This is a genomic window from Bacteroides sp. An269, assembly GCF_002159755.1.
GTDB classification, from domain to species: domain Bacteria; phylum Bacteroidota; class Bacteroidia; order Bacteroidales; family Bacteroidaceae; genus Phocaeicola; species Phocaeicola intestinalis.
Genome location: NZ_NFJG01000029.1, coordinates 1 through 26,376, shown reverse-complemented (window position 1 = coordinate 26,376; position 26,376 = coordinate 1). Strand labels below are relative to the sequence as shown.

At 40.4% G+C, this 26,376-nt stretch carries 25 protein-coding genes and 1 pseudogene; 2 read left to right on the top strand and 24 right to left on the bottom strand.

Annotated features, from left to right (window positions below):
* Nucleotides 1-150: 150 nt before the first annotated feature.
* Complete coding sequence (locus tag B5F71_RS07785; RefSeq protein ID WP_022038600.1) at nucleotides 151-1,593, top strand: carbon starvation protein A; 1,443 nt, start codon at nucleotides 151-153, stop codon at nucleotides 1,591-1,593.
* Between the two features lie 89 nt (nucleotides 1,594-1,682).
* Here B5F71_RS07785 and B5F71_RS07780 read toward each other — a convergent pair whose 3' ends face one another.
* Both B5F71_RS07780 and B5F71_RS07775 read right to left on the bottom strand, forming a co-directional pair.
* Entirely contained in the window at nucleotides 1,683-2,612 is a 930-nt protein-coding gene (locus tag B5F71_RS07780; protein WP_087208955.1) for a LysR substrate-binding domain-containing protein, read from the bottom strand.
* A 12-nt stretch (nucleotides 2,613-2,624) separates the two neighbouring features.
* Nucleotides 2,625-3,206: a DUF6621 family protein gene (locus tag B5F71_RS07775; RefSeq protein WP_087208953.1), complete on the bottom strand. Its 582-nt coding sequence runs from the start codon at nucleotides 3,204-3,206 to the stop codon at nucleotides 2,625-2,627.
* A 202-nt stretch (nucleotides 3,207-3,408) separates the two neighbouring features.
* On the opposite strand from B5F71_RS07775, the gene clpB reads away from it, so the two are divergent.
* Nucleotides 3,409-5,997: an ATP-dependent chaperone ClpB gene (gene clpB / locus B5F71_RS07770; protein WP_022038597.1), complete on the top strand. Its 2,589-nt coding sequence runs from the start codon at nucleotides 3,409-3,411 to the stop codon at nucleotides 5,995-5,997.
* A 248-nt stretch (nucleotides 5,998-6,245) separates the two neighbouring features.
* Here clpB and B5F71_RS07765 read toward each other — a convergent pair whose 3' ends face one another.
* From B5F71_RS07765 to B5F71_RS07660, 22 genes and pseudogenes are all read right to left on the bottom strand, one after another.
* Nucleotides 6,246-7,163, bottom strand: coding sequence for an Rpn family recombination-promoting nuclease/putative transposase (locus tag B5F71_RS07765; RefSeq protein ID WP_087208952.1), 918 nt, complete (start codon nucleotides 7,161-7,163; stop codon nucleotides 6,246-6,248).
* A 331-nt stretch (nucleotides 7,164-7,494) separates the two neighbouring features.
* Nucleotides 7,495-8,589: a GDP-L-fucose synthase gene (locus B5F71_RS07760; RefSeq protein ID WP_087208950.1), complete on the bottom strand. Its 1,095-nt coding sequence runs from the start codon at nucleotides 8,587-8,589 to the stop codon at nucleotides 7,495-7,497.
* Between the two features lie 97 nt (nucleotides 8,590-8,686).
* A complete protein-coding gene (gene gmd, locus B5F71_RS07755; RefSeq protein WP_087208948.1) occupies nucleotides 8,687-9,778 on the bottom strand; it encodes a GDP-mannose 4,6-dehydratase in 1,092 nt (363 codons plus the stop codon).
* Nucleotides 9,779-9,812: 34 nt separating this feature from the next.
* Entirely contained in the window at nucleotides 9,813-10,829 is a 1,017-nt protein-coding gene (locus tag B5F71_RS07750) for an NAD(P)-dependent oxidoreductase (RefSeq protein ID WP_087208946.1), read from the bottom strand.
* A gap of 16 nt (nucleotides 10,830-10,845) precedes the next feature.
* Complete coding sequence (locus B5F71_RS07745; protein WP_087208944.1) at nucleotides 10,846-11,778, bottom strand: ribose-phosphate pyrophosphokinase; 933 nt, start codon at nucleotides 11,776-11,778, stop codon at nucleotides 10,846-10,848.
* An 18-nt stretch (nucleotides 11,779-11,796) separates the two neighbouring features.
* Nucleotides 11,797-12,423: an HAD family hydrolase gene (locus B5F71_RS07740; RefSeq protein WP_158098059.1), complete on the bottom strand. Its 627-nt coding sequence runs from the start codon at nucleotides 12,421-12,423 to the stop codon at nucleotides 11,797-11,799.
* Nucleotides 12,423-13,019, bottom strand: a complete 597-nt coding sequence (locus B5F71_RS07735) for a phosphoribosyltransferase (protein ID WP_087208940.1) — start codon at nucleotides 13,017-13,019, stop codon at nucleotides 12,423-12,425. Before B5F71_RS07735 ends, B5F71_RS07740 begins: the two co-directional genes overlap by 1 nt.
* An 11-nt stretch (nucleotides 13,020-13,030) precedes the next feature.
* Nucleotides 13,031-13,726 (bottom strand): glycosyltransferase, encoded by a 696-nt coding sequence (locus B5F71_RS07730; RefSeq protein ID WP_087208938.1) that lies wholly within the window; start codon nucleotides 13,724-13,726, stop codon nucleotides 13,031-13,033.
* Nucleotides 13,723-14,427 (bottom strand): glycosyltransferase family 2 protein, encoded by a 705-nt coding sequence (locus tag B5F71_RS07725; protein WP_087208936.1) that lies wholly within the window; start codon nucleotides 14,425-14,427, stop codon nucleotides 13,723-13,725. The genes B5F71_RS07730 and B5F71_RS07725 overlap by 4 nt, the downstream gene beginning before the upstream one ends.
* A gap of 29 nt (nucleotides 14,428-14,456) precedes the next feature.
* Nucleotides 14,457-14,633, bottom strand: a pseudogene (locus B5F71_RS07720) (DapH/DapD/GlmU-related protein); the annotation flags it as partial.
* A gap of 61 nt (nucleotides 14,634-14,694) precedes the next feature.
* Nucleotides 14,695-15,957: a hypothetical protein gene (locus B5F71_RS07715; protein ID WP_087208934.1), complete on the bottom strand. Its 1,263-nt coding sequence runs from the start codon at nucleotides 15,955-15,957 to the stop codon at nucleotides 14,695-14,697.
* A 7-nt stretch (nucleotides 15,958-15,964) separates the two neighbouring features.
* Entirely contained in the window at nucleotides 15,965-17,113 is a 1,149-nt protein-coding gene (locus B5F71_RS07710; RefSeq protein ID WP_087208932.1) for an acylneuraminate cytidylyltransferase, read from the bottom strand.
* Nucleotides 17,110-17,973 carry an O-antigen ligase family protein gene (locus B5F71_RS07705; RefSeq protein ID WP_158098058.1) on the bottom strand — a complete coding sequence of 288 codons (864 nt, stop codon included), beginning with the start codon at nucleotides 17,971-17,973 and terminating at the stop codon, nucleotides 17,110-17,112. The genes B5F71_RS07710 and B5F71_RS07705 overlap by 4 nt, the downstream gene beginning before the upstream one ends.
* A gap of 344 nt (nucleotides 17,974-18,317) precedes the next feature.
* The gene (locus B5F71_RS07700; RefSeq protein WP_158098057.1) at nucleotides 18,318-19,235 is read right to left on the bottom strand and encodes an acyltransferase family protein; all 918 of its coding nucleotides are present in this window, start codon (nucleotides 19,233-19,235) and stop codon (nucleotides 18,318-18,320) included.
* Between the two features lie 11 nt (nucleotides 19,236-19,246).
* The gene (locus B5F71_RS07695; RefSeq protein WP_087208926.1) at nucleotides 19,247-20,239 is read right to left on the bottom strand and encodes an acyltransferase family protein; all 993 of its coding nucleotides are present in this window, start codon (nucleotides 20,237-20,239) and stop codon (nucleotides 19,247-19,249) included.
* Nucleotides 20,233-21,105, bottom strand: a complete 873-nt coding sequence (locus B5F71_RS07690) for an N-acetylneuraminate synthase family protein (protein ID WP_087208924.1) — start codon at nucleotides 21,103-21,105, stop codon at nucleotides 20,233-20,235. The genes B5F71_RS07695 and B5F71_RS07690 overlap by 7 nt, the downstream gene beginning before the upstream one ends.
* Nucleotides 21,102-22,265, bottom strand: coding sequence for a polysaccharide pyruvyl transferase family protein (locus B5F71_RS07685; protein ID WP_087208923.1), 1,164 nt, complete (start codon nucleotides 22,263-22,265; stop codon nucleotides 21,102-21,104). Before B5F71_RS07685 ends, B5F71_RS07690 begins: the two co-directional genes overlap by 4 nt.
* Nucleotides 22,262-23,779, bottom strand: a complete 1,518-nt coding sequence (locus B5F71_RS07680; protein ID WP_087208921.1) for an oligosaccharide flippase family protein — start codon at nucleotides 23,777-23,779, stop codon at nucleotides 22,262-22,264. The genes B5F71_RS07685 and B5F71_RS07680 overlap by 4 nt, the downstream gene beginning before the upstream one ends.
* A 99-nt stretch (nucleotides 23,780-23,878) precedes the next feature.
* Complete coding sequence (locus B5F71_RS07675) at nucleotides 23,879-24,679, bottom strand: hypothetical protein (RefSeq protein WP_143269864.1); 801 nt, start codon at nucleotides 24,677-24,679, stop codon at nucleotides 23,879-23,881.
* Nucleotides 24,680-24,765: 86 nt separating this feature from the next.
* A complete protein-coding gene (locus B5F71_RS07670; RefSeq protein WP_241148574.1) occupies nucleotides 24,766-25,206 on the bottom strand; it encodes a hypothetical protein in 441 nt (146 codons plus the stop codon).
* A gap of 242 nt (nucleotides 25,207-25,448) precedes the next feature.
* Complete coding sequence (locus tag B5F71_RS07665) at nucleotides 25,449-25,892, bottom strand: PIN domain-containing protein (RefSeq protein WP_022039419.1); 444 nt, start codon at nucleotides 25,890-25,892, stop codon at nucleotides 25,449-25,451.
* Nucleotides 25,889-26,155, bottom strand: coding sequence for a hypothetical protein (locus tag B5F71_RS07660; RefSeq protein ID WP_140400090.1), 267 nt, complete (start codon nucleotides 26,153-26,155; stop codon nucleotides 25,889-25,891). The genes B5F71_RS07665 and B5F71_RS07660 overlap by 4 nt, the downstream gene beginning before the upstream one ends.
* Nucleotides 26,156-26,376: the final 221 nt, after the last annotated feature.

Sequence of the window (26,376 nt, the reverse complement as noted above, 5' to 3'; positions counted from 1 at the left end):
CGCAGATTTACATGGATAAATAATAAAAAGAATCCATGCAAATCTGCGTTTCTTCGTTTTTTCAATAGCAAAACCAATCAGATTTAAAGAATTATTCGTAGTTTTGCAGCGATTTGTTACAATATGAAACAATTTAATTACTGAAAAACTATGATAACATTTGTATTGAGCCTGATAGCCCTCGTAGCGGGCTATCTCATTTATGGGCGTATCGTAGAGCGTATATTTGCTCCCGATGACCGCCCTACCCCTGCGGTCAGCATGGCGGACGGGGTCGATTACGTGGTACTTCCCGGATGGAAGATTTTTATGATTCAATTCCTGAACATTGCCGGAACAGGCCCTATCTTCGGTGCCATCATGGGAGCCAAGTTCGGTCCTTCCGCTTACCTGTGGATTGTATTAGGCTGCATCTTTGCCGGAGCCGTGCACGATTATTTAAGCGGCATGCTCTCCATGCGCCATGGCGGAGCCGGATTGCCCGAACTGGTAGGCGCTTATCTGGGCGACCGCACCAAGAAAGTAATGCTGGTTTTCTCCGTATTCCTCTTATTAATGGTAGGTGCCGTATTCGTTTATAGCCCTGCTATCATTTTAGGAAAACTTTGCAGCGACTCGCTAACGTGGGTGTACATCTGGTGCCTCATCATTTTCGCTTATTACTTCCTTGCCACCATGCTGCCCATCGATAAGATTATCGGACGCATCTATCCGATTTTTGCCATAGCCATGCTGTTTATGGCAATCGCCTTAATGGGCGTGCTCTTTATCAAATGGCCTTCCCTACCCGAACTGACCGACGGGCTTACGAACATGAATCCGGCTTCAGGAACCATATTCCCCTGCCTGTTCATCACTATTGCCTGCGGAGCCATCAGCGGTTTCCATGCCACCCAAAGCCCGCTTATGGCACGGTGCATCAAGAGTGAACGCCAAGGACGCCCCTTGTTCTATGGAGCCATGATAACCGAAGGAGTAGTTGCTCTGATATGGGCCACCGTATCGATGTACTTCTTTTATGGAGGTGCCGCCGGAGAGTTAGGCGTGCCGGCTACCCTGCAAGCGCCCGAAGTCGTTACCACCGTATCTCAAGGATGGCTGGGAGTATTCGGCGGCGCCCTGGCAATATTGGGAGTAGTAGCCGCCCCTATCACCAGCGGCGATACAGCCCTGCGCAGTGCCCGGCTTATCATTGCCGAATTCCTGCACTTGGAACAACACTCCATTCGCAAACGCATCTACATTTGCATCCCCGTATTCGGAGTCACCTTAGCGCTATTATGGTATAACATTGCCGATGCAGACGGATTCAACGTGATATGGAATTATTTCGGATGGGCTAACCAAACATTAGCGGTATTCACGCTTTGGACAATAACCGTTTACCTGGTACGGAAGAAGAAAAATTATTGGATTACGCTTCTTCCTGCCATGTTCATGACGGCGGTCTGCCTTTCGTTCCTGCTCATTTCCAAGGATAGTTTCGGCTTGCCAACTATCGTAGGCTACATCTCGGCTATAGCCGCTTTCATCATATCGGGATTGCTCTTTGCTATATGGAAAACATCAGCAGGCAAGTCCATGCACAACTAATCATTGCCACAGAAGTACACTGAAGACTTTAGCAAACCTATAATTGGACCTTCAGGGTACTTCTGTATATCTTTCAAAGAAAGGCAGAGTCATTTTGTTCCGCCTTTTATGCGTCCGGGAATCCGGTGTTCCTGCAAATAACGGAAAACAAAATGAATGAAATTAAGTGCCGTTCCATCTTCCTGCCCTTGCTGAGACACGAAACAGAACTGACGCTGGAAATGCAAGCCTGCAATGTCGGTAATTCGAAACACATTCTCTTCCAATTCCCGGCGAATAGCAAATATTGAAACAATGCCCAGACAAGGACTGTGCTTCAAGAAAGACTTGATGCCTTCGGTACTTCCCAAGTGCATCCGTACATTGAGCGAAGAAAGTTTCACTCCCTTTTCTGCCAAGACGGCTTCGATGGCATCCAGCGTGCCCGAACCACGCTCACGGAGAATCAAAGGAATCTGCCTGAATTCTTCAAACGAAATTTCCTCTTCCGGCTCTCCTCCTTCCTGAATAGACGAAACCGGGACCAATTCATCACACAAAAAAGCTTCATAACGCAAATTAGGCAGACGAAACACCCCTTCTACCATTCCCAAATCAATGCTATGTTCTTGCAATGCCTGCTCTACATTACGCGAATTGGTTTCAATCAATGTCAGCTTGATTTTCGGATATTGACGAGTATATTCGGCAAGAATAGGCGGAAGAACATATTGAGCAATGGTGGTACTGGCTCCCAAACGCAACTGTCCGCTATACTCGTTATGCAACAAATGCATGCTATAATCCAACCTGCGGTATTCAGCAAGAATCCGTTCACTATACTCCAACAGCACACGCCCTGCCTCGGTAAGGGAGATCTTGTTGCCCAACCGGTTGAACAAGCGCACCTGATAAAGACTCTCCAATTCGTGAATATGCTTGGTTATGGCAGGCTGGCTGACAAACAGTTCCTGCGATGCCTTGGTAAAACTCAGGTTCTTGGCCACCGCATAAAAAACTTTCAAACGAAAATCAGACATACCTTCTTCCCATCATAATTCATCGGCACGGATGCCCAATGCCTGAAGTATGGCAAATCCCAACATTTCGAATGTAAAGTTTCCCGAATAAACAGGTGGATTCATGCCGAACACCGTAACCGGATCTTTCTTTTCCACCTTATTTATATAGTCGCTCAGACGGCTACCATATCCGTCTTCATCCGGAACGGCAATGATATGCCGCACATCTTTCGATTCGGCCATCAACTGGAACGACTCGGCAAACAAATCTTCGCGCGTAGCCAATCCAGACGGCTGGAAAGCATAAAGCGAGAATTCTCCCAACTGACTCTTAAATGCCATCGAATGAATTTCTTTTTCCAAATCAGCAGGAGCACAAAACGAGAAGCGATTCCCCTCAGCATCATAAACAAAGATTACCTGCACTTTCGTTTCACCTAAGGATACACCAGCATCTAAGGCAAGACATTCCAACAGTACAGCCAAATCAGCTTTTGGCAACTCACGCTTCAATATCGGGGCAAAATGCGCTTTCAAATCATTTCCCACACGGTCAAGATAAGACGCGTCAATCAGCATCACCACCGGGTCGAAAGGTATCTTCTTTTCCATATATCCAAACTATCTAACGGTTTTTGGGAGTAAAGATACGAAAACTTTACTGACAATTTGTACAAAGAACGGACAATATTGCAGAAACCCGACGTAAACATCTGACATATAGACATATATACACTCTTCTTGCCGTTTGGCAAAGAATTTGATGAATAGTAGTCGTAATTCATTTACTAAGAAACAAAAAGGAGAATACAATATGAACTTTAACAACTTTACAATCAAATCGCAAGAAGCTGTGCAAGAAGCGGTCAATCTGGTACAAAGCCGCGGACAGCAAGCCATCGAGCCAGAACATTTGATGGCAGGGGTGCTGAAAGTAGGAGAAAATGTGACAAACTTCATTTTCCAGAAACTGGGCATCAACGGCCAACAAATCGAAACGGTACTCGACAGGCAGATTGCTTCTCTGCCGAAGGTATCGGGAGGCGAACCCTACCTGAGCCGTGATGCAAACGAGGTATTGCAGAAAGCCATCGAATACTCGAAAGGATTAGGTGACGAGTATGTATCACTGGAAGCGCTGCTGCTCGCCCTGCTGAATGTGAAGAGCACCGTTTCCACCATGCTGAAGGATGCCGGACTGACCGACAAGGAACTGCGTGCAGCCATCAGCGAACTGCGGCAAGGACAGAAAGTAACTTCGCAATCGAGCGAAGATACCTACCAGTCACTGAACAAGTATGCCATCAACCTGATTGAGGCAGCCCGTACCGGAAAACTCGACCCCGTAATCGGACGTGACGAGGAAATCCGCCGTGTGCTTCAGATATTAAGCCGGCGTACGAAGAACAACCCGATTCTGATTGGTGAGCCGGGTACCGGTAAGACCGCTATTGTAGAAGGGCTTGCCCAACGTATCCTGCGTGGTGACGTGCCCGAAAACCTGAAGAACAAACAGCTCTACTCACTGGATATGGGTGCGCTGATTGCCGGTGCCAAATACAAAGGCGAATTCGAAGAGCGGCTGAAATCGGTTATCAACGAGGTGAAGAAATCAGAGGGAAACATCATCCTGTTCATCGATGAAATCCACACACTGGTAGGTGCAGGAAAAGGTGAAGGTGCCATGGATGCAGCCAATATCCTGAAACCGGCATTGGCACGTGGCGAACTGCGGAGCATCGGTGCCACTACCCTTGACGAATACCAGAAGTATTTCGAAAAGGATAAAGCCTTGGAGCGTAGGTTCCAGACCGTCATGGTGGACGAACCCGACACAGCAAGCTCTATCTCTATCCTGCGTGGCTTGAAGGAGCGTTACGAAAACCACCACCAAGTGCGTATCAAAGACGAAGCCATCATTGCCGCCGTAGAACTGAGCAACCGTTACATCACCGACCGTTTCTTGCCCGATAAGGCTATCGACCTGATGGACGAGGCAGCCGCAAAACTCCGTATGGAGCGTGATTCGCTTCCCGAAGAGCTGGACGAAATCGAACGCCGGTTGAAACAACTGGAAATCGAGCGCGAAGCCATCAAGCGGGAAAAGGATGAAGCCAAACTTGCCCAGCTGAACAAGGAAATAGCCGAACTCAAGGAACAAGACACTTCATACAAAGCCAAATGGCAGAGCGAGAAGGAACTGGTGAACAAGATACAGCAGAACAAGAAGGAAATCGAGCAATTGAAGTTCGAAGCCGACCGTGCCGAACGTGAAGGCGACTACGGAAAAGTAGCAGAAATCCGATACGGAAAACTACAGGCATTGGAAAACGAAATCAAGAGCATCCAGGAAGATCTGAAGAAAAAGCAGGGCGACAACGCCATGATTAAGGAAGAGGTAACTGCCGAGGATATAGCCGATGTAGTATCGCGCTGGACGGGAATACCGGTAAGCAAGATGCTGCAAAGCGAACGCGACAAGCTGCTCCATCTGGAAGACGAACTGCACAAACGTGTTATCGGACAAGACGAAGCCATCGAAGCCGTAGCAGACGCCGTACGCCGGAGCCGTGCAGGACTGCAAGACCCGAAACGCCCCATCGGCTCGTTCATCTTCCTTGGCACCACCGGTGTAGGTAAGACCGAACTGGCAAAGGCACTGGCAGAATACCTGTTCGATGACGAATCGCTGATGACCCGTATTGACATGAGTGAGTATCAGGAGAAACATACCGTCTCGCGTCTGATTGGTGCGCCTCCGGGATACGTAGGTTATGACGAGGGCGGTCAGCTGACCGAAGCCGTGCGCCGGAAACCTTACTCGGTCGTACTGTTCGATGAAATCGAGAAAGCGCACCCTGATGTCTTCAATATCCTGCTTCAGGTATTGGACGACGGACGTCTGACGGACAATAAGGGACGTACGGTGAACTTCAAGAACACCATCATCATCATGACCTCCAACTTGGGAAGCTCGTACATACAGAGTCAGTTTGAGAAGATTAACGACCAAAACCATGACCAGATTGTAGAAGACACCAAGAAAGAAGTGATGGAGATGCTGAAAAAGACCATCCGTCCGGAGTTCTTGAACCGTATCGATGAAATCATCATGTTCCAGCCGTTGGATAAAGACCAAATCAAGCAGATTGTACGCCTGCAAATCAACGGCATACAGAAGATGCTTGCCGACAATGGCGTAACGCTGCAGATGACCGACGAAGCCGTCGAGTTCCTTGCTACGGCAGGATTCGACCCCGAATTCGGTGCACGTCCGGTCAAGCGTGCCATCCAGCGTTACCTGCTCAATGATTTGTCGAAAAAACTGCTGGCTCAGGAAGTCGACCGCACAAAACCGATTGTGGTAGAACGCAATGCCGACGGTCTGAAGTTCCGCAACTGAAAAATATCAATAATGCTTTATCCACAAGGTTGGTAAAAACAGGATTACCATTTTCAATAAAGCAAAAGAGGCTGTCTCACCACCAAGAGACGGCCTCTTTCTATTTCGAACTTGACGGTGGGTTTGTCTTTTCAAGCAAATTAAGAAAATGCGAACATTTATTTTTTTTACAATTGGAGTGAGCTAATTGTGCCTCATACATAGAAGATAGTTTTTGAGATGCTCCCGAAATTTAGGGAAATGTCTTTTTAAAGCTCTGCTATTTCTTCCAGGCTAAGTCCGGTAGCTTGGGCTATAATATCAATCGACACTCCCAGTTGTTTCAGGTTTCTGGCATCTTCTAATTTACCTTCTGCACGTCCTTCTGCACGTCCTTCTGCACGTCCTTCTGCACGTCCTTCTGCACGTCCTTCTGCACGTCCTTCTGCATGACCTTCCAATTTTGCTGTATTCAGCACGTCATTTTGAATCATGATGGCATTGACATGTTCGTCATATTCATGCCGTTCTTCTGGCGACATATCATAATAACGAAGCTTTTCCCGCGCTTCAGGTAAGCCGGGCGCTGTTGTATCCGGATCAATAATACCTGTTTTAAGATATTTCACCCACTCTTCCAAAGGCGTTTTTGCCACTTGGTTAAACTCGTTCACCCGTATCAGGTAATATTCAGGGAAAACCTCTTGGGGAAGCTTTTGGATTATAGCACCTTCCTCTTTTGCTGTAATTAGCAGTTCATCATTCGTATGTACGCCGATAAAACGGTTCTGCCCGTGATACAGATAATCATTACCCTTTCCCAAATCGAAATAAAGGATACTGATTGAATAGACCTTCTTCACTTCCTGATACGTATCTCCCAACGAGATATGCTCAGTGATAGCTTTGGCTGTACCATATAGAATGCGCTCCAAATAATAAAGTTCACGTGTATTCTGAACTTCCACGATGATAATTTCACCCTTACTGTTTTTTGCTTTGATGTCCACCCGGTTAAACTTGTCATCATCCCGTTGCTGGTTGCCTTCACTTTCCAATATTTCTACAATCTTTGTCTTATCATTGAAAAGCACAGTCAGCAATCCTTCCAGCACGCTGAAATTAGCCTTGTCTCTCAACAGCCTTTTGATGGCCCAATCAAACCGTATATAAGAATTCTTTTGCATAAGGACAATTTTTTAGTTAAAGATGCAGGCAAGCCCTCGTTTCTTCGATTCCAGCTTAAGAACTAAAAGACATAAGAATTACAAACCCACCAACTTATCTGTTTACAAAGATAGGAATACTTGGGGAGATTCACAAATTTGTGTATGATGAAGTTTCTAAAGCTTTCATTTTACAGAACCGATCCTTTTGGTTTTGTGCCATTTCTCACTCTTGTAACGGATAAAAAGCCTTTTGAAATCTACACTACTGTACATATCACCAAACTTTTTATATTGACAGTGCGAAGGTAGGCACATCTATCTGAACGGGCAATACGTCAGTTTTGGACGCTTATTGGTGATTGATGCAAATCCCTTTCAAGTACCATTCATACAGACGATGGATGCCTTCGTCTATCTCCACTTTATGATGCCAGCCCAAGTTATGAAGCTTCGTTACGTCGGTCAGCTTGCGCATCGTTCCGTCCGGTTTTGTGGCATCCCAGCGCAGCTCTCCCTTGAAACCGATTTCTTTCACAATCTTTTCGGCAAGCTCTTTTATGCTCAGTTCTTTTCCTGTACCTACGTTGATGTGACAGTTGCGGATTTCCTTATCACCCTCTTTATAGGTGTCTTTGAAGTCTACGTTCAACAATACATGTACACTGGCATCTGCCATTTCTTCACTCCACAGGAACTCACGCAGGGGCTTGCCTGTTCCCCATAATATGACAGCTTCGGGCGTGATGCCGAACTTCGCCAACTTTTCCAATATCTCTTCGCTGGTGTTACTGCCGTTCACGCCTTCCACCGGACGCAAGTCGATGTCCTTGCGCACGGCATCCCAGTTTCCTTCGTTCAGGCATTTGGCAAGATAGACCTTGCGTATCATTGCCGGAAGCACGTGGCTGTTCTCCAAGTGGAAGTTGTCATTCGGCCCATACAGGTTGGTAGGCATTACGGCAATGTAGTTCGTACCGTATTGCAGGTTGAAGCTCTCGCACATCTTCAGTCCGGCTATCTTGGCGATGGCATACGGCTCGTTGGTGTATTCCAAAGGAGAGGTGAGGAGCACTTCTTCTTTCATCGGCTGGGGAGCCTCACGCGGATAGATGCAAGTGCTTCCCAAGAACAGCAGCTTCTTCACATGGTGGCGGAAGCTCTCGCCGATAACGTTCTGCTGTATCTGCAGGTTCTGGTAAATGAAATCCGCGCGGTATTGCAGGTTTGCCATGATGCCGCCGACATGTGCCGCTGCCAATACCACGGCGTCAGGCTGTTCCTCATCGAAGAAACGCTTTACGGCAGTGCCGTCCAGCAAGTCCAGTTCTTTATGACTGCGTCCTACAAGGTTTGTATATCCTCTCTGCAAGAGATTATTCCAAATGGCCGAACCCACCAGTCCGTGATGTCCCGCCACATATATTTTTGCTGATTTGTCTAACATGCTTCTTTAAGTTGACTAGTAAACAAGGTTTCAGGTGACCAGGCTTTGACAAAACTATTCAGAACCTTGTCAACTTGTCACCTGAAACCTCGCTGCCTTATTTAACTATTCCTTTCTCTAAATATTCGGCAAGGTTGGTGCGTACCTTCTGTCCGGCATCCTCAGCGGCTACCTTTGCCATATCGGCATCTACCATGAGTTTTACCAATTCTTTAAATGTAGTCTTTTCTGGGTTCCAACCCAATTCAGCCTTCGCCTTAGTCGGGTCTCCCCATAAGTTCACCACATCCGTCGGACGGAAGAAGTCGGGCGACACCTCTACCAGCACCTTGCCGGTATCCTTATCTATGCCTTTCTCATCAATGCCTTCACCTTGGAACTCCAGTTCGATGCCTACGTGCTTGAATGCCTCGTAACAGAACTCGCGCACGCTATGCTGCTTACCCGTTGCGATAACGAAATCTTCAGGCTTGTCATTTTGCAGGATAAGCCACATACATTCCACGTAGTCCTTGGCATATCCCCAGTCACGAAGTGAAGACAGGTTACCCAAATACAGTTTCTCCTGCTTGCCCTGCTTGATGCGTGCGGCAGCAAGCGTAATCTTGCGTGTCACGAAAGTCTCGCCACGCCGTTCGCTTTCGTGGTTGAACAGAATGCCCGAACAGCAGAACATGTTATATGCCTCACGATATTCCTTCACAATCCAATAACCGTATAGTTTTGCCACGGCATACGGGCTGTAAGGATGGAAAGGCGTATTCTCGTTCTGCGGCACTTCCTCCACCTTGCCATACAGTTCCGAAGTGGAAGCCTGATACATGCGGCAGGTATCAGCAAGACCACACTGGCGGATGGCTTCCAGGATACGAAGCACTCCCGTAGCATCCACGTCGCAAGTAAATTCCGGCGAATCGAAACTGACCTGCACATGGCTTTGGGCGGCAAGGTTATACACTTCGGTAGGACGTATCTTGTTCATCACCTGTATGATGCTCATCGAATCCCCCAAGTCTGCATAATGCAAGTGAAAATGCGGAAGCCCTTCCAAATGGGCGATACGCTCACGATAGTCCACCGATGAACGGCGGATGGTGCCGTGTACGTCATATCCTTTTTCTAATAAAAACTCGGCTAAATAAGAGCCGTCCTGTCCGGTGATACCGGTGATTAATGCCACTTTTCTCATTGTATATGAAATCTATTTTTGATTTTTATAGGAGTTATTCTAAACATTGCTTGTCATTGTCTGCAAACCAGTCAGCAATGGCTTCTTCAAACGTGTAATGGAAAGGATAGCCCGAAGCGGCAAACTTCTTGCCACAAATATTGGTGGATATCTGGAGCTTCTTCACCCGTGCCGGACAGATACCCATCGGGCTTCCCAAACATTGGGCGATGTAAGCGGCAGGCATAATCAAGGCGTTCGGAATATAAGGTACGAACTGCGTCAACCCTGTTATTTTCTTCATAGCCTGTACAATGTGTTCTATTGTATAAGCCGGTTCGTAACAGCAGTTATACAATTCCACTCCTTGCTCGTGATGTTCCAGTCGATACAGCATGAAGCGTACCAGTTCTTTCACATAAATGCATGCCTTGATGGTATCCTTACGTCCCGGATAAGCAAACGTATGCTTGCGGATACCCCAATACAGCCGGGTGAAGTTCCCGTTCTCGCCTTTTCCGAACACCACACCCGGACGCACAATGGTCAGCTGCCTGTTATCGCTATCTTTTGCTTGCCATATCTGATGAATCTTTTCCGCTACCAGCTTCGAGATGCCATACGGAGTATTGGGTGTAGGCAGAGTGGTTTCTTCTTTCAATGCTTCAGCAGCACCATACGGAGCTATCGAACTAGTGAAAACTATTTTCTTAATTCCGTGCTTTTCTGCAAAAGCACATACATTTTCCGCTCCACGGATATTCGTTTCAAAATACTCACGATCGGGATGTCCGGGTGTGCGGTGTACCGCAGCAAAGTTGAAGATGATGTCCTCGCTCGATACTGGCACGTCCAGCTTGATAGGCTTGCGCACATCACAATAAATAAACTTGGACGCTAAGGTTTCTCCTTCCTTCAATGGAGAACGGTAATGACCTTTTACGGCAGGAAGCGGAGTGCCCGGTTCCACAATGTCCAGATTATAAATGTTCGCTTCGGGATGTACTTCTTTCAAAAGTTTGGTGAGGTGAGTACCGATAAATCCGGTACCGCCAGTGATAAAATAATTCATATGCTTAAAATCTTTTTTAGATTAAATATTGATTGCTGATGGACTCATGACTCATAACACGTCTGATTGTCTCTGCAAACATGTCAGCTACAGTCAGTTGTTTTACCTTTTTACATTCTTTATAGAATGGAATACTGTCGGTAAAAACTATTTCGTCCAATTCAGAATCCTGTATGCGTCTTGATGCAGGATCTGACATAACGCAATGAGAAGCCATAGCACGCACTGATATGGCTCCAGCCGATTTAATAACATCAGCTGCTTGTACTATTGTTCCGGCTGTATCCACCATATCATCAATCAGAATGACATTTTTATCTTTTACATCACCTATAATCTGAATAGACGAAACAACATTGGCTTTTTCGCGTGTCTTATGTCCCAACACCAAAGGGACATTCAAATATTTAGCATATAAACTGGCACGTTTTGAACCGCCTACATCTGGAGTGGCTATAACGAGCTTCTCCAAATTTAGCTTTTTTATATAAGGAAGGAAAATGCTGGACGCATACAAATGATCTACTGGAATATTAAAGAATCCTTGTATTTGATCGGCGTGCAAATCCATCGTTATCAATCGGTCAATGCCGGCCACACTTAACATATCCGCCACTAACTTTGCACCTATAGAAACCCGTGGCTTGTCTTTCCGATCTTGACGTGCCCAGCCAAAATAGGGGATAACAGCTATGATATGTTTCGCTGATGCTCGCTTGGCAGCATCAATCATTAATAACAATTCCATTAGGTTGTCCGAAGTTGGGAAAGTGGATTGGACTAAAAATACGTGTTTACCTCGAATAGATTCCTCAAATGAGACAGCAAACTCACCATCCGCAAAATGCAATATGTTCATATTGCCTAAGGGACAACTCAAACTTTTGCATATTTTTTCGGCAAGATACTTTGAATTGCTTCCCGCAAAAATTTTAAAAGGTTCTTCCATGATAATCAGATAGGATATTCATTTTAAAAGTTCAAAATTGATGCTTTCTGTTTCCAATTTTTCTAGGGTATGTGCCGTTGGATTTACAACAATATTCTTCAATTTCTTTATTTTTAATAAAGGTATGTCATCATAATGGTCTGTCATTAGAACATCTAATGTCAGATGATGTTTCTCTAATTGTTTCAATGTGTTTTTACATTTTATTTCCTTTACATTTTCTTTCCAATTATGTATCTGCGAAGGCATCGGAGTAGCGCAGACACTATCAAAAGACAGCCGTTCAGCTATCAAAGAAGCATAACTGCAAGGAGCAGCGGTAGACAGGCATAAAAAGAAGCCTTGTTTGCGATAAGCCAAAGCGCATTCGTAAACTTTTCCGTTCCGAAAAGGTAAAATGGAGTCAACAAAGTCATTCAAGCGTTCCTGGTTCATGAAATGTGCCGAATGTTTTAATATGTGACGTTTCATCTTTTCGTGACTGGTCAAACGGCATTTCCTTAAACCTACCCAAAAGGCTAAGGCAACGGCTATATCCAAACGACCTTTTTGGCAAGCCAATTTTCCAACAAATCCTATATAGTGCTTGAATGTGTTTATGGCCAATAACGTACCGTCCAAATCTATTACAATTGCTTTCTGCATCACCGCTTCTTTTTTACATCGTTCGACCATGGGAAACGTACCAACACCCTATTATGGTACAAGAAAAAGTCAGCGTCAATTATCGGATGGGGAGTTGTGACCGTAATTACTGCTATCTTTATTGCTACATTATCATAATGCGATTCCAAATATTCTTTCAGCAGATTTAAGGTTGCTCCCGAATCTATAGCGTCATCTACCAGTAATATGTTCTTGGGATTTTCTTTCAAGAAAGAGTCAATGTCATTGGGAATGGCAATTGTTCCGCTACGTTTGGGATTATGCTTCCGAGCCTTTTTCTCTAAAACAACAGACTCCAACATTCTCAACCAATTCAATAAAAAAGTTGGAGAATATTTCAAGACCAGTTTTAGCAATCCATTTTCTTTCTGCTTTGTATCAGGACGTTGTATTTTAATCTCTGCATACTTCCTGCCAGGCATTCCCGATAAAGTCTTAAATATTTCACGACCTACATATCCGCCTCCTGTTAATACTCCTATCACTAAATCCGGATTATATTCCTTGTCTATTTTTTGAGACAATAAAAGGCAAGACTCGGAGAAATCCGAGCCTAATAATGTAATTACTTTCATAGTAAATTATTTTAGAATTTCAACAAAGAATGATAGAATATATAGAAACGATAGTTGAAACGAAATCCCCAACTATAATGACTTTGTTGGGTTGTTGGAGAAGCATTTGTATCATGACGCCTATAATGTATAAGGTTGTCTGACAATAATATTCCTTTATATTTTAAATGAAGAATAGCGGCAATCCACATATCATGCCATAAAATAGACTTAGGAAATGGTAAAATATCCTTCAAACATTTTCGTCGAAAAGCCATACAGCATCCTAAATATCCCATTTTCCATAAATTGGGAAAGTAACCATACTTCGTTTTTCTTAAAGTAAAATAATCTGTATTTGTAGATTCTCCTTTAGTATTGACAATTAACGCATTATGTACGACAAAGTCCTTTGATTGAAGGGATTTTATACATTTATCAACTTTATCGCTACACCAGATATCATCTTGATCACATAGAAACAAGTAATCTCCTAAAGCATGCTTTAAAGCGTTTTCAAAATTTGGGACCACTCCATGATGATTTTGATTATGATACACCTTAATACGTGAATCCTTATAAGAAGCTATTATTTCAAATGTAGCATCCGAGCTGCCATCATCTGAAATGATAATTTCATCATTTACAGACAATTGAATAAGTATAGAGTCCAATTGTTCTTTTAAATATTTTGCACCGTTATAGGTGGCAAGACAGACTGAAATCATCGTAATTTTTTATATAGTAAATAACATTTTCTTAAAAGCCAAGCAAGTATGCCATTTTGTTGTTTGATAAATGAATCTATATGCTTTTCAAATTCCTTATCAGGATTTTTCGAACTAAATCCTTCATAATTATAATATGAAATCATTATAGGGATATATTGGAACTGATGCGTGGGGAAAATGGTTAGGTTGTATATATAATCAGCATATACTTTATATGCTAAATCATAAGAATGATTTTTGTAAACACATTTTGGGTAGAAAATGGATTGATGGCAAATATTTTCTAATGAGATAATGTATTTATTGAATTTCCCTTTGTACAAATCATTTCGTGTATTTCTATAAACATCTCCATAGTAAACACTATTTAAGGAAGTGATGTGGTTTGCTACTTGATTTAAGGTGTTGAACGAAGCGAAATGATCATCGGCTCCTAAAAAAATAACGAAATCTCCATTAGCGTGTTGTAATCCTTTATTCATAGCATCATAGATGCCTTTATCCGGTTCTGAAATCCAAAACGAAATTTTGTCTTTGTATTGCTTTAATAGATTGACAGTATTATCTGTACTTTTCCCGTCAATTACAATATATTCAAATTGGACATTTTTTTGATTTACGACGGATAAAATTGTTTCTTCTAAAGTCGTCTCTGCGTTATAAGTTGTGGTTACAACTGAAAAGATTATATTCTTCATAGAAAATATGTTTTAAGGATATTTTCAAATCATGATGTTATTGTAGAGTAATTAGCTCTTATAATTTTGCATGGGTTTCCTGCTGCAATAGAATCAGGTGGAATATCATGAGTAACTACACTCCCACTGCCAATAATACTTCGTGCTCCAATAGTGACGCCTTTTAGTATGATACATCTTGTTCCTATCAAAACGTCATCTTCTATAAAAGTAATCCACAATACAAGACAGCGTTTAAAACAATGTACACATTACCATTTGAATAAATTACACAACTTTGCAAACTATTTCTTTAAAGAATCTCCTATAACGCTCTTTTATATTTTTAGGACCACAGATTTCGGGAAACGTTGCCTTTTTATTTCTAGTTTTAAAAAGATTCAATAATTCATCCGCAGTATGGAATGAGGGTATATTTAAATCTTTGAATTTGTCATTAGGAGTTAATGATGAATAATGATACACTTCACCACCCCAATATAATATTTCGAATAAAACAGTAGAGTTTGAAATGATACAAAAGGAAATTTCATTAAAAAACTCTATTAGAGATGTTGCCTTTTCACAAGTTTTTCCATGATTATTATTAATCCTGTTCGCATATTCGTTTCCCTTAAAATTGGGATGATAACGAACAATAAAGCCATAATTCATTTTTTCTGCAAATATATTTGCTATATCAATCATTATAGAGTTATTCTCTTTTTCGTATTCTCCGTCTAAAATTATCCCAAATACTTTTTTAGAACCAAACTCCATTGATTGTGAATTAAGGCATTTTGCGATACCTAATACTTTTATTTTATTTTCATCTAGTCCGGCTTTAATTGCCTCATTTTTTGTGAATTGATTCCATACTAAAAAATAATCACTTATAAAATTTTTAAATTCTAAACCTGCAAAATCAATATTATTCTCTATCTCTTTTCTAGGTGCCAACATAACTCCATGTTGTAATGTTGCGGTTTTAATTCCATTCAATTTAAATAATTGAGAAAAATAATTATCTATAGGATAAGCATCATATAATACAACAAGTAATTGATACTTGTTTATATTAACCAGATGTTCTAACTCGTCTTGTTTATCTTTGATTTCAAGTAATATTCGTAAAGTTAAAATAGTTTGCTTAAATAAATATTTTTGTTTCAATAAAACTATTCCCCATGTAAAACATAACAAAGACATTTTGTAAAATCGTTTTAAAGAAAACGCTTTAATTATATTCCATTTAATAAAATCATATTGCTTATTTTCAATCGTATCAGCAACATCAAGAAACAATTTCATTATATCTTTTCTATCCCTCACAGGATTGTATAAGAATAATATTTTGTTATCTTGCCTAGAATGGATTTCAATTGTATGATATTTGTAAATTAGATGTAATATTAACCCACTTAAAGACCTCAATAATTTATAAAAACGTTCCCATTTACTTCGCGTTTTATTCTCTATTTCTTCAATAGAGAGTTTCCAGTCGAAAACTTTGGTAAAATCGCAAAAATACAATCCTTTAAAATGCATCATATTTTAATTATAGAATGTGGTTAATAAATTCTCTTACACACCCATCTCCTCCTTTTCTTGTCATTATATGGATATCAGGAATCGCTTTCACTTCCTCGTAAGCATCAGCAGGACATGCCTTTACACCTACAGCTTCAAGCAATTCCATACAATTAATATCATCACCGATATAGGCAACTTCATCCAATGTGATGCCAAGTTGTTCGCATATGTCTTTTGTGACTGCCAATTTTCCGCCGTCTCGTTTTCCTTGATAGAGGAAATCCACTTTCAGCTTCTTGGCGCGGTTCTCTACAATCTTGGTGTTTTCTGAAGTAATGATACCGGTCTTTATGCCGACCTCACGCAATAGCTGGAAGCCCATGCCGTCACGGGTGTTAAACTTCTTCAGCTCATCACCATTTTCTGAATAATACATGCCACCATCAGTCAGCGTGCCATCCACGTCACACAAGAAAAGACTGATCTTGACCTCTTTGCGTTTGGACAAGACATGCTTGCGCATCAGGTTCTCCAATACCACCCAGTCATCCGGCTCGTCAATCTCCGTTGCGGTATATTCCGGCATCTCGTAAATGCCGATATGTCCACTGAGACGGTTGCCCGATTCAAGAATATTCCTTACCTTATTTATATAGAAAGCTCCGTTCTCCATCAACATCCCTGAAAAGTTTTGCCTGCGAGGACGATTTCTGTAGTCGTAATTCATACTTGTACCATCTTCATTCCAGAAGAAACGGTAATTACGTACACAAGTCAAAATAGAATCATATTCTCCTTTACCATACACAGTAAGAGCTTCCGTAAAATGTACCGTTTCCGTCAAAGGCGATGTAGCCTGCACCAACATGAAGATGTCATCACTGGGAAGTTGAGCGTAGTGGATATACTCCAGCATAACGCTTTCTGTACTTGCCGTGTCACAGGCGTTCTCCGCAGAGCGTCGGTACACCTTGGTTTTTTTGTAAGACTGAGATGTCACTACGCGCTCTATCTTGTCAGAGTCTGTGGCGACGATTACCTCGTCCACCTCGGGACAATCCTCCAAAGCTTCGATGTTCCAGCAAACTAACGGCTTGCCGCAAAAAGGTTTGATGTTTTTAAGAGGGATGGACTTACTGCCACCCCTTACGGGTATGAATGCTATTGTTTTCATAAAAGCATTGTATTACTTTCTTGTTTTACAATAATATTGTTTCGATTTCTCTCGATTTGTCCTGCCATGTAATAAAAAAACACTCCAAAATAAACGGTCGCATATCTTGTCATATTGGATGAAATAAAACTGCCAAACAAGAAACATGCTATCAAATATGCGAGCATATCAGCATGGGAAAATTTGACTTTGATTGCGATTACTATGTTTTTCAAATAACTAATTATTAAAAAAACAAAAAGTGATAAACCCAAAATGCCGAAATTATACAATATGTCTATGAAATCATTATGGGCTCCTATTGCATTCCAAAGGAATCTATATGTTAGTTTATGGGAAGCTTCGTAGCCATTACCGAAAATTATAGTCAATGCATCTTGATTACTTACATCATTTAGAATCAAGTCCCATATTTCTTCTCGTCCATTGGATATGTCGTCTCTTTCGCTCCAACGTCCTAGCCAGTCTGACAAAAAAGTATCAAAATAGATATCAATAATATAGTAGCCAATAAATGCAACCAATGATAATGACAGGATTGCCTTCACGTTGATTCTTCCATTAATAAGCAAAGAAATTATTAATCCGACAAACATCGTTACCAAGGGACCACGTTTGGTTGAAAGCATCATGACAATGGCAAACAAAAGTATAATCGATATACGTAAAGGCTTGTTCAATATAAATAAAACAGAAGACATCCATAACAATAAGTAAGGAACGGTTTGATATAGAAAGGTACCAATTTCACTACCTATAGATAAACTTGCCACACCTCCATAAGACAACATTATGAAAAAGGAATACAATAAGGCAACAATGGTAATACCCGCGATAATCTTTTTAGTCAAATCCATCATTATCTTATTATCCTTATATCCCATAATCCAAAATGATATTCCCGTAGTAATGAATACATGATAGAACAAAGGTTCGTAAGGATTATATATTTCACTTAAAGGAGGGGTCAGAATTTGGTAGACCAATACTAATATAACATATAAAAGACTGCATTTTATTATACCCGTTTTGTCTAGTTTAAGCAATTTCCAGTTAGAAAGTATAAAAATAAAATTGAAAGCACTTAGTAAATAACATCCTAAGCGTACACCTCCAACTTGTAGAATCTGCATTAACCCCAACAAATAAATACAAGGCAAAATATATTTAGATATAATGTTCAGCATGACCAAGAAAAGTCTATTTATTTAATAAATCGATTAGATAATTGAGAAAAGACATACCCTCCCAAAAAGCAGCACACGAAAGTCAGTATTGTGAATGCATCTTTATTTGTAATAAAATGCGGAAATATGGCAAACCAAAGTATCTGGAATAAGAATACGTGATAAGTAAGCCTTCCAAGGAAAAGGATTTTACTATATTGCATATTTTTTAAAAGATACATGCTTAAGGCCACAAGCATGGCTGGATAGAATGCGGCAAAGCCGTTCTCTCCCGTACTCCATCCTGCATTCTCGAAGAACAAGTAGGGAATATCCAAAGACGAATAATTTCGTAAATACAAGTAAATGGCAGATAGCACTGCAAACCACCACATCCTTTTAATAAACCAAAAAGGTGATTTTTCTTTTATAATCATCCCTAATCCAAAGCAAAGAGCATAACGCAATGGACATGATGAGTAAATAGTTTTCCCACATGAGTTTGATGCTTCATAAATCACATCAAACATATACCCTAAAACGAACAACAAACTGAGAAAAATCCCTATAGACATACGTTCCTTCATGCGATATATCAGTGGAGATACCAATACGAATAGGAAATAAAGCAATATCCAATATGTTCCCGGACCGGCGAAAGGCAACAAGCCTATAGGAAGATAATGTATAGAGAATGGTTTGTGTAGAATAATGGCAATGATCAATGAAACGATGTAAAGCATGAAATAACTCAGATAGGACTTGCCGAGCGAATGCCAATTTATCGTCTCTCTACAATTATATCCCATAAGCACCATGAATATCGGTACGGCTTGTGCATACCAAAACACACCTCCATAAGTTGTTTTTCCAATCATATGTATGATAAGGACACCGCAAATGGCAAATAGCTTTAATAAATCTAACGAAGCGATTCGATGTTGTAATCTTGACATGTTCATTTCATCTATTTCCAATTCCCTAATAAATAATGTCGAGTTATTTTATATTTGGACAATAATAAAACGGTGATGTAGCTTATCAAAAGAATACAAACAGAAATAATTGGCACAAATATCCAATCATAGAGGTATTCATTCAAGCCCAATTCTTTTCTACCATAAAATTGAAATACTATGGTTTGGACAATGTATATTCCTAATGTATGTTGTCCTAAATTGCCAAACAAATAGAATTTTTTCAGAAAATAGACTGAAGATATTATCAACAAAATTCCAGCACAGCCTGCCATTAACCTTAAAGCCGCCCGCAATACGTCCATCGGCTGTGAATTATACATATAGCATTCATAGTCCCAATAATGAAATGAAATGCCAAGAAATATAACCGAACAAAGGAAAGATACCCGTTTGTGTTTTAACACCCATCTCTCAGCACAAGAATTGCGAAAGAGATGTCCAAAAATGAAAAACAAATAAAGGTACTGTGCATTAAATAATATTCCAGATTTATAATACCCGATAATTTGTAGCATTAGGAACAAAACAACGAATGCTAATATTTTACCCTCCCAATTGTTAATTTTTTGTTTATTGCAAATAAATACAACGAAGTATGTACATATCGAGCAAATAAACAGACATTTGAGAAACCACAAATCCCCTTTTAATAAGGGAAAAAACTGATGTATATCAAATATTCCTTTATTACAACAGTCTGCAATAAAGATGAAAGGGGTTGCAATAATAGCAGGAATAATCAGAGTCTTTACTTTATTTTCAACATAATTTCTCGGATTTCTGTTGGCATTAAAGAAATATCCAGATACGAAAATAAATAAAGGCATATGAAACATATAAATGAACATATATATAGGATTTTCCCACCAACTTGTTTGTCCAATATCAATGTGGGATATTGTATGTCCATATATGACTAAAAATATAGCTATCCCTTTTATATAATCGTACTGAATATTTCTTTTGGTGGTTGTTACCATTTCACTTGATGTTTTTTCAGTTTATCTCTCTGCACTTTCTCTATATCGAGAATATCCTCTTTCTTATAAGTCAACGCTTTTGCCACGGCACGGCAGTCGCGAGCTAACTTACGCACACCGTCCGGTTCCAAAGATGCCGCATGATCTGTACCTTTCCATGTACGGTCAAGCGTATAGTGACGCTCTATCCATTCAGCACCTAAAGCTACGGCAGCACTGTCTACAGCTATCCCCAAGTGATGACCGGAAAAGCCTATGGCTTTTACCCTATCTGCATACAATTCACGCAAACGAGTGATTTCAAGCAAGCAAATGTCCTCGAAAGGCACGGGGTAACCCGATGTGCAATCATATATTACCAAATCCTTGTTACGGCCTTTGGATTCAAAGAATCGGATAATCTGTTCTTCTTCATCACGGGTGGTCATGCCGAAAGACAAATGGATTTCACCGCCGAAATTATCGCTCAGATATTCCAACAATCCTTTGTTCAAGTTGCAGGCGGAAGGCACCTTTATCAGATTGGGATGCAGCGTGCAGATTTCCTTAGCGGAAGTGATGTCCCATACCGAGGTGGAATATTCCACGCCGAACTCGTTACACCATTCCTGCAACTGGCGGTGCTGGTCAAGGTTGAATTCCAGAAATTCCCGGTGCTCACCGTATGTCTTTCCGTAGGAATTCTCTGGATGGGGATGTGGGGCATTGTATTCCTCTGGTGTCAACAATTCCTTAACGCACCGTTTCTGGAACTTGACAACATCCACCTTGCAATAAGTGGCTGCGGTCATGATCATCTCTTTTGCGATTGCCATGTCACCTTTGTGGTTGCAACCGATTTCTGCAATGATTTTTGGAGCTTTCATTTGTTTTTGATTATAGATTTTATATAATTCATGTTCTGTTGGGTAATATTCCACAACTTGCGTTGTTCGTCTTTGAGGATAGGAATCAATATTTCTGTAGATTCATACAGTTTTTTCGCTTTTTCAAGCAATTCTGCTTCAAAAGACGGATTCAATACATCTACTCCCCATTCTGGATGATGTATGTCATCTAAGAACCATTGCATTTTATCATGGGAAATAATAGAAAGGATGGGGGTGTTGCATCCAAAAGGAATCATTTGTGCGTGTCCACGCATGCCAATCACGAGCCTTGGACGAGAATACGCAGAAAACATATTGGCTATATCTTTAATTTCCACATATTCGTAAGGTACAGACAATTCATCCAAATATGAACAGATTTTTCCATCTGATGCCATATGGGCATATACTTTTATCTTGGTTGTTTCAGATAGTTGCAAGATTACCCTAGCGATTGAAGTAAGAACCTTATCATCTGCTTTTCTCATACCCTGGCGATCGAAAGCACAATTCAGTGCTATAAAATCCTCTTTTTGCGTATATTTAAACATATCGGGATATATCAAAGAGGTTAGGGTTGTCATGCAAGGCTGAAAAACCAATTTGTTTTTAAGATTTTGTGTACGCAGATAGCGTTTCACGTTTTCTATGCTACCATGATTTCTTAATCCGACAAAGGAGGCTTTTTCAACAAATTTATTTATATGTTCTGTAAATATAGGGTCAAAATCATCTTGTCCTCTAAATCTGTTATAACCGATGGCAAAAGCTATCAATGGAGATTCTATTTTATCTAACATATCTAAACTGCAGCTCCATTGCCAACCCGATAAATCATTGGGATTCGTATCTTTTAAAAATAACCCTCCTCCACCAATTACAACTAAATCAGAGCGATTGTAAACTGAAATATCAGAAAGTGTCACTTTTTTATATACAGACTTATTAATCCATTTTTTAACGCCTATCTGCAAATTGAAAAGATTTCTTAATGCAATAGGTAAATAGATATCTCCCATATTACCATTTCCATACGCTGATATGTGGGTTACAATAATACCTGAATCGGAAACAAAGGGATATTGTGAAATACATGGCACTTTGTCACCAATAACTAATTTATAGATTTTTCTTAAAATCATTTTGATAATTCTCATTTGATACGTTGTTTTAATTGTTGTAAAATGAATGATTTTTCAATATGTGTGAATCCTGTCGTAAAAATTAGAATACAAGATAGACTCATCTGAACAGCTATGGTTGCAATAATATTCATTGTTGAAATAACAGACATTAGAGTATAAAATAGCAACATAAGAAATATAAGTGGGATACTTATCCTCACAATAACGTCCTTCATATAATCATTTATGGATAAACCTATAATGTTTTTACAGATATATAATCGTGGGAACATTGACAAAACGATTATTGCCATATTTATCCATAATGTAGTTTCAGGATTATAACCCAAACGGAGGAATATATAAGATATAGGAATATTTAAAAGGAAAAGTATGGATACCGTCAATTGGTATATTTTTATTTTGCCAGAAGCCTGTAACATATTGGCTAAAGGAACAGATAACACTTCAATCAATGATGACAGCATTATTATTCTCAAAAAAACGACCGTATGTTCAGGTACCTCTTTTAACCAAATGGACAGGATTTCTTCCGTATTCAGCATAATAGGAATCGTGATGACCAACATCAAATAGAAAGCATATCTTGAACTTTGATAGCCCAAGTCCAACATTCCTTTCGTGTTTCCTCCGGCATAAAGTTTCACCAGTTGCGGACGGACAGCCGTATAAAAATTGTTCGTGAAATTAGTAATGGCATTGTTTACTTGAAGTGCGATGCCATACGCCGCATTTAACACAGGATTGAAGAACAGGTTTATTAGGATGTTCAGCCCTTGCCCTCGTAAAATATTGGCTAATGCTCCAATCATGTTCCATCCTGCGAACGAAAGCATATTTCGGAACAGGTTGTGATCTTTGTAATGGCTGTATCGGCAAAAATCAAAATACCGGCGGCAATACCATACATAATAAAGTTGGACAGAAGCTATGACGATGAACATCAATATGGCATACACTTTCAGATGATCCATTACGATATAGGGTAATAGCCAAGCGATTGCCAACTTTAGCCCAGCATCGACAATACTTGAATAGGCAAATACACTCATGCGTTCCATCGCTATAATGGAAGCGTTATATGGGATGCATAGCAACGTGACTATAAATGACAATATGGAACTTTGATAAACAAAGTTAGCCGCTGTCAAGCGTTCCGCTGGAATCGTCAATTGATTATTGACAAACCATAATCCTATTGTCTCAGACAATAACAGGATAATGCCAACCAGTAACAAATAAGTGTACATGGAAACAGAAAAGACTTTGGTAAGGGAACCATTATCCTTTTTTCCCATTTCAAAAGACAGGAACCGCTGCGTGGCAGAAGCCATAGTTCCACTCAGGAAACTGAACAATGACACAATGCCTCCAATCACGTTGTAAATTCCATAGTCTTCTGCTCCCAATACGTCCAGTATTACTCGTACCGTGTAAAGAGACACAGCCATCGTGATGAGTTGTCGAAGATAAAGGAAGAGCGTGTTCTTGGCTATGCGCTTGTTGTTGGTTGAATAATCTGTCATACAAATTATTTTGTAGTCCACCAGAGATTCGAACTCTGACCTGCATCTTTTAGATAAGGATATGATATTATCCCTGTCCAGAGGATGCTGTACTGACCATTATACGAGTGAACTGTATATTATTTCACAATCTGCATCCGATGGCACTATGTTCCATGTCATATTGGCACAATGTTTGATATATCCTAACATTCTTTCTTTCGTCCTTACCTTTGCCTTTTGTTTGACGTTTGCAAAGCAAGCATTGCTCAATACTTCTGGAGAGTTCCAGCGTATTGCGCTTTCAAGCGAGCATACAATCATATCTGCTATATTTTTGATATTGGCTGTACAAAGAGTGAAATCATCAAATGTCAGATTCTCTATCTTATTGGGGGCTGATAGAGTTGGATAGAAAGCATGTATGGCATCTATATCAAGAGCATTGTATGCATCTTCTATTTTGGTGGAATCGATTGAAGCATGTGCCAATGCATTACGCAATGTCCGGTAATAATCAAACAAGTCTTTTTGAAAACCTGTCAGATCAACGGTAATATGTAAATCCACATTTATATGATTGATAAGCCTATTCAATTCTGTATTAGGCATACCTGCCGGAGCTTTTTTACCTATATCGAACATGGGATATCCTATTCCTTTTATGTCTTCTTGCAAGTCTTCTACAAATGATTCAAGAAAAGCACGAGGAATAATCAGATGGCGAAGGATAATTTTCTGTTTGTAATGTTCTATATCTATATTATGCAAATTCACTCCCAGTTCAGTTGCGGTAGCTTTGACATATTGATTATAGGTCATTTCTGTTGCATTATACCCTTGTTCAAGATGCCTTAAAGCAACTTCAATATATTGTGTGAAAGCATCCATTTCACCTAATTGCTTCTTAAGCTTCTTCACAGAAGGAAGGGTGAACGATGTCCCTCTAATCGATTTGTTGTGCATGGCTATAACATTGTAACGTTATATGGAAATGTCCTTGCATATTATTGACATTGAAACTTTCCCCATATATTCAACGCAAACGGCACACCATAATCCTCGTATGCCTCCGTATGTTTCAACTTCTCCAATTCGTCTTTCAACCGCTGCAACTCAGCCGCTGGAAAATTCCCGCTCTTGATAGAGTCGATGATTGCCTCCATCATGTCTTGACAAACGTAATCAGGACTGTACATGTCATCAAAATAGTTGTAATGCTCGTCTTCTACGAAGTGGTAAGTGAGGCTTTCAAGTACTTCCAGCAGGACGGTTACGGCCTCGGCATAATTTCCTTGACTGATCGATTCACAAACCGTTTTCCGATAGGGCGAAAGCAGGTTGGCGATGGTGTCTAAATCCTCGTCAATATTACGCTTGCTGAACACAGCTTCAATTTCCGCTTTCAACGGAGTCAATTCGATGTCAGTACGTAATTTGTCTTTCATACGCTGACGGATATAGCTCATTTTAAGTTTGTGAGTTTATGAGTTTGTGAGTTGACATCCTGCCCTTGTTTTTATGAAGATACCTTCACGGGGCGGTGAAGGTAGACCTCACTCTTGTAACGGATGAAAAGCCTTTCAAAATCTTCACTGCTGTACATATCATTATAATTTTAATGTTTACAGTGCGAAGGCAGGCACATCTATCTGAACGGGCAATACGTCAGTTTTGGACGCTTACATTATTATCCCCCATATTCAGCTAGAAATTCGACAGGAGTGTATATTTTTAATAAAGTAGGCGAGACATGTTGGAAATCATGTATGTTCAATGTTAACAGGACATCGCAACCGGATGATAAGGCAGCCTGATATTGATAACTGTCCTCAATATCGTTAAAATGAATATCGTCTATACCAGCTTTCCAGCTTATTCCGCTTTCAATGTGATATTCCAGAAGCAAGCCATTCAAGATACGCCTTAATTCAGATATACGTTCGTCTTTTTCAAGTCCATCTTTTTTCAGATAATTTTCTATGAGGTAAGTCAACGTATAAAAAGAACCGCATGACAAGACTTTCTCTACATCCATCCTGCTCAAATAATGGAATATTCGCCTTATCGTTTCAGCTTCTTTGCGTTTGAAGAGATATTCTATAATGATGTTAGTATCACAAAACACTTTCATAGCTGATACTTGTCTTTTAAGTATTCATCCCTCATTTCTTTGTAAGACAAACCATCGTCATGGTTCAGTATACCGTAGAGCTCGTCTAATGAATACGGTTTGTCAACATGGCCGGACAATATCTCTTCTTTCTTCTGCCTGTCTATATCCTTGGACAAAAGGCGTTGCAACTTGATTTTTACGTCAAGGCTTTGTGAACGAATAATATCAAACAGTTTATCCGCCATTTTGTCGTTTGGTTCAATAGTTACAGTTGTTGCCATAAGTGAAAAAAATATAACTCTACAAGGCAAATATAGCCGTTTCTATTTTATTAAGCAAATGTCTGAATGAAAAATTTTGGCAAAATGAAGACATTCGTACTGCTTTTTTAAAGGATATATACTGCATCGGCAGTTGCAGTATATATTCATCGGCAGTTGCAGTATATATTCATCAGCAGTTGCAGTATATATTCAACTGCCGATGCAGTATATATTCATTT

Excerpts from the sequence above, each read along its gene's own strand:
- B5F71_RS07745 (WP_087208944.1), bottom strand. The coding sequence starts at position 11,778 with ATGGAAGAACCTTTTAAAATTTTTGCGGGAAGCAATTCAAAGTATCTT.
- B5F71_RS07780 (WP_087208955.1), bottom strand. The coding sequence starts at position 2,612 with ATGTCTGATTTTCGTTTGAAAGTTTTTTATGCGGTGGCCAAGAACCTG.
- B5F71_RS07660 (WP_140400090.1), bottom strand. The coding sequence starts at position 26,155 with ATGGCAACAACTGTAACTATTGAACCAAACGACAAAATGGCGGATAAA.
- clpB (WP_022038597.1), top strand. The coding sequence starts at position 3,409 with ATGAACTTTAACAACTTTACAATCAAATCGCAAGAAGCTGTGCAAGAA.
- B5F71_RS07775 (WP_087208953.1), bottom strand. The coding sequence starts at position 3,206 with ATGGAAAAGAAGATACCTTTCGACCCGGTGGTGATGCTGATTGACGCG.
- B5F71_RS07700 (WP_158098057.1), bottom strand. The coding sequence starts at position 19,235 with ATGTCAAGATTACAACATCGAATCGCTTCGTTAGATTTATTAAAGCTA.
- B5F71_RS07765 (WP_087208952.1), bottom strand. The coding sequence starts at position 7,163 with ATGCAAAAGAATTCTTATATACGGTTTGATTGGGCCATCAAAAGGCTG.
- B5F71_RS07710 (WP_087208932.1), bottom strand. The coding sequence starts at position 17,113 with ATGAAAACAATAGCATTCATACCCGTAAGGGGTGGCAGTAAGTCCATC.
- B5F71_RS07680 (WP_087208921.1), bottom strand. The coding sequence starts at position 23,779 with ATGACAGATTATTCAACCAACAACAAGCGCATAGCCAAGAACACGCTC.
- B5F71_RS07695 (WP_087208926.1), bottom strand. The coding sequence starts at position 20,239 with ATGGTAACAACCACCAAAAGAAATATTCAGTACGATTATATAAAAGGG.
- B5F71_RS07760 (WP_087208950.1), bottom strand. The coding sequence starts at position 8,589 with ATGTTAGACAAATCAGCAAAAATATATGTGGCGGGACATCACGGACTG.
- B5F71_RS07670 (WP_241148574.1), bottom strand. The coding sequence starts at position 25,206 with ATGAAAGACAAATTACGTACTGACATCGAATTGACTCCGTTGAAAGCG.
- B5F71_RS07665 (WP_022039419.1), bottom strand. The coding sequence starts at position 25,892 with ATGAAAGTGTTTTGTGATACTAACATCATTATAGAATATCTCTTCAAA.
- B5F71_RS07725 (WP_087208936.1), bottom strand. The coding sequence starts at position 14,427 with ATGAAGAATATAATCTTTTCAGTTGTAACCACAACTTATAACGCAGAG.
- B5F71_RS07750 (WP_087208946.1), bottom strand. The coding sequence starts at position 10,829 with ATGAATTATTTTATCACTGGCGGTACCGGATTTATCGGTACTCACCTC.
- B5F71_RS07735 (WP_087208940.1), bottom strand. The coding sequence starts at position 13,019 with ATGAAAGTAATTACATTATTAGGCTCGGATTTCTCCGAGTCTTGCCTT.
- B5F71_RS07685 (WP_087208923.1), bottom strand. The coding sequence starts at position 22,265 with ATGAGAATTATCAAAATGATTTTAAGAAAAATCTATAAATTAGTTATT.
- B5F71_RS07785 (WP_022038600.1), top strand. The coding sequence starts at position 151 with ATGATAACATTTGTATTGAGCCTGATAGCCCTCGTAGCGGGCTATCTC.
- B5F71_RS07740 (WP_158098059.1), bottom strand. The coding sequence starts at position 12,423 with ATGCAGAAAGCAATTGTAATAGATTTGGACGGTACGTTATTGGCCATA.
- gmd (WP_087208948.1), bottom strand. The coding sequence starts at position 9,778 with ATGAGAAAAGTGGCATTAATCACCGGTATCACCGGACAGGACGGCTCT.
- B5F71_RS07690 (WP_087208924.1), bottom strand. The coding sequence starts at position 21,105 with ATGAAAGCTCCAAAAATCATTGCAGAAATCGGTTGCAACCACAAAGGT.
- B5F71_RS07705 (WP_158098058.1), bottom strand. The coding sequence starts at position 17,973 with ATGATGGATTTGACTAAAAAGATTATCGCGGGTATTACCATTGTTGCC.
- B5F71_RS07730 (WP_087208938.1), bottom strand. The coding sequence starts at position 13,726 with ATGATTTCAGTCTGTCTTGCCACCTATAACGGTGCAAAATATTTAAAA.
- B5F71_RS07715 (WP_087208934.1), bottom strand. The coding sequence starts at position 15,957 with ATGATGCATTTTAAAGGATTGTATTTTTGCGATTTTACCAAAGTTTTC.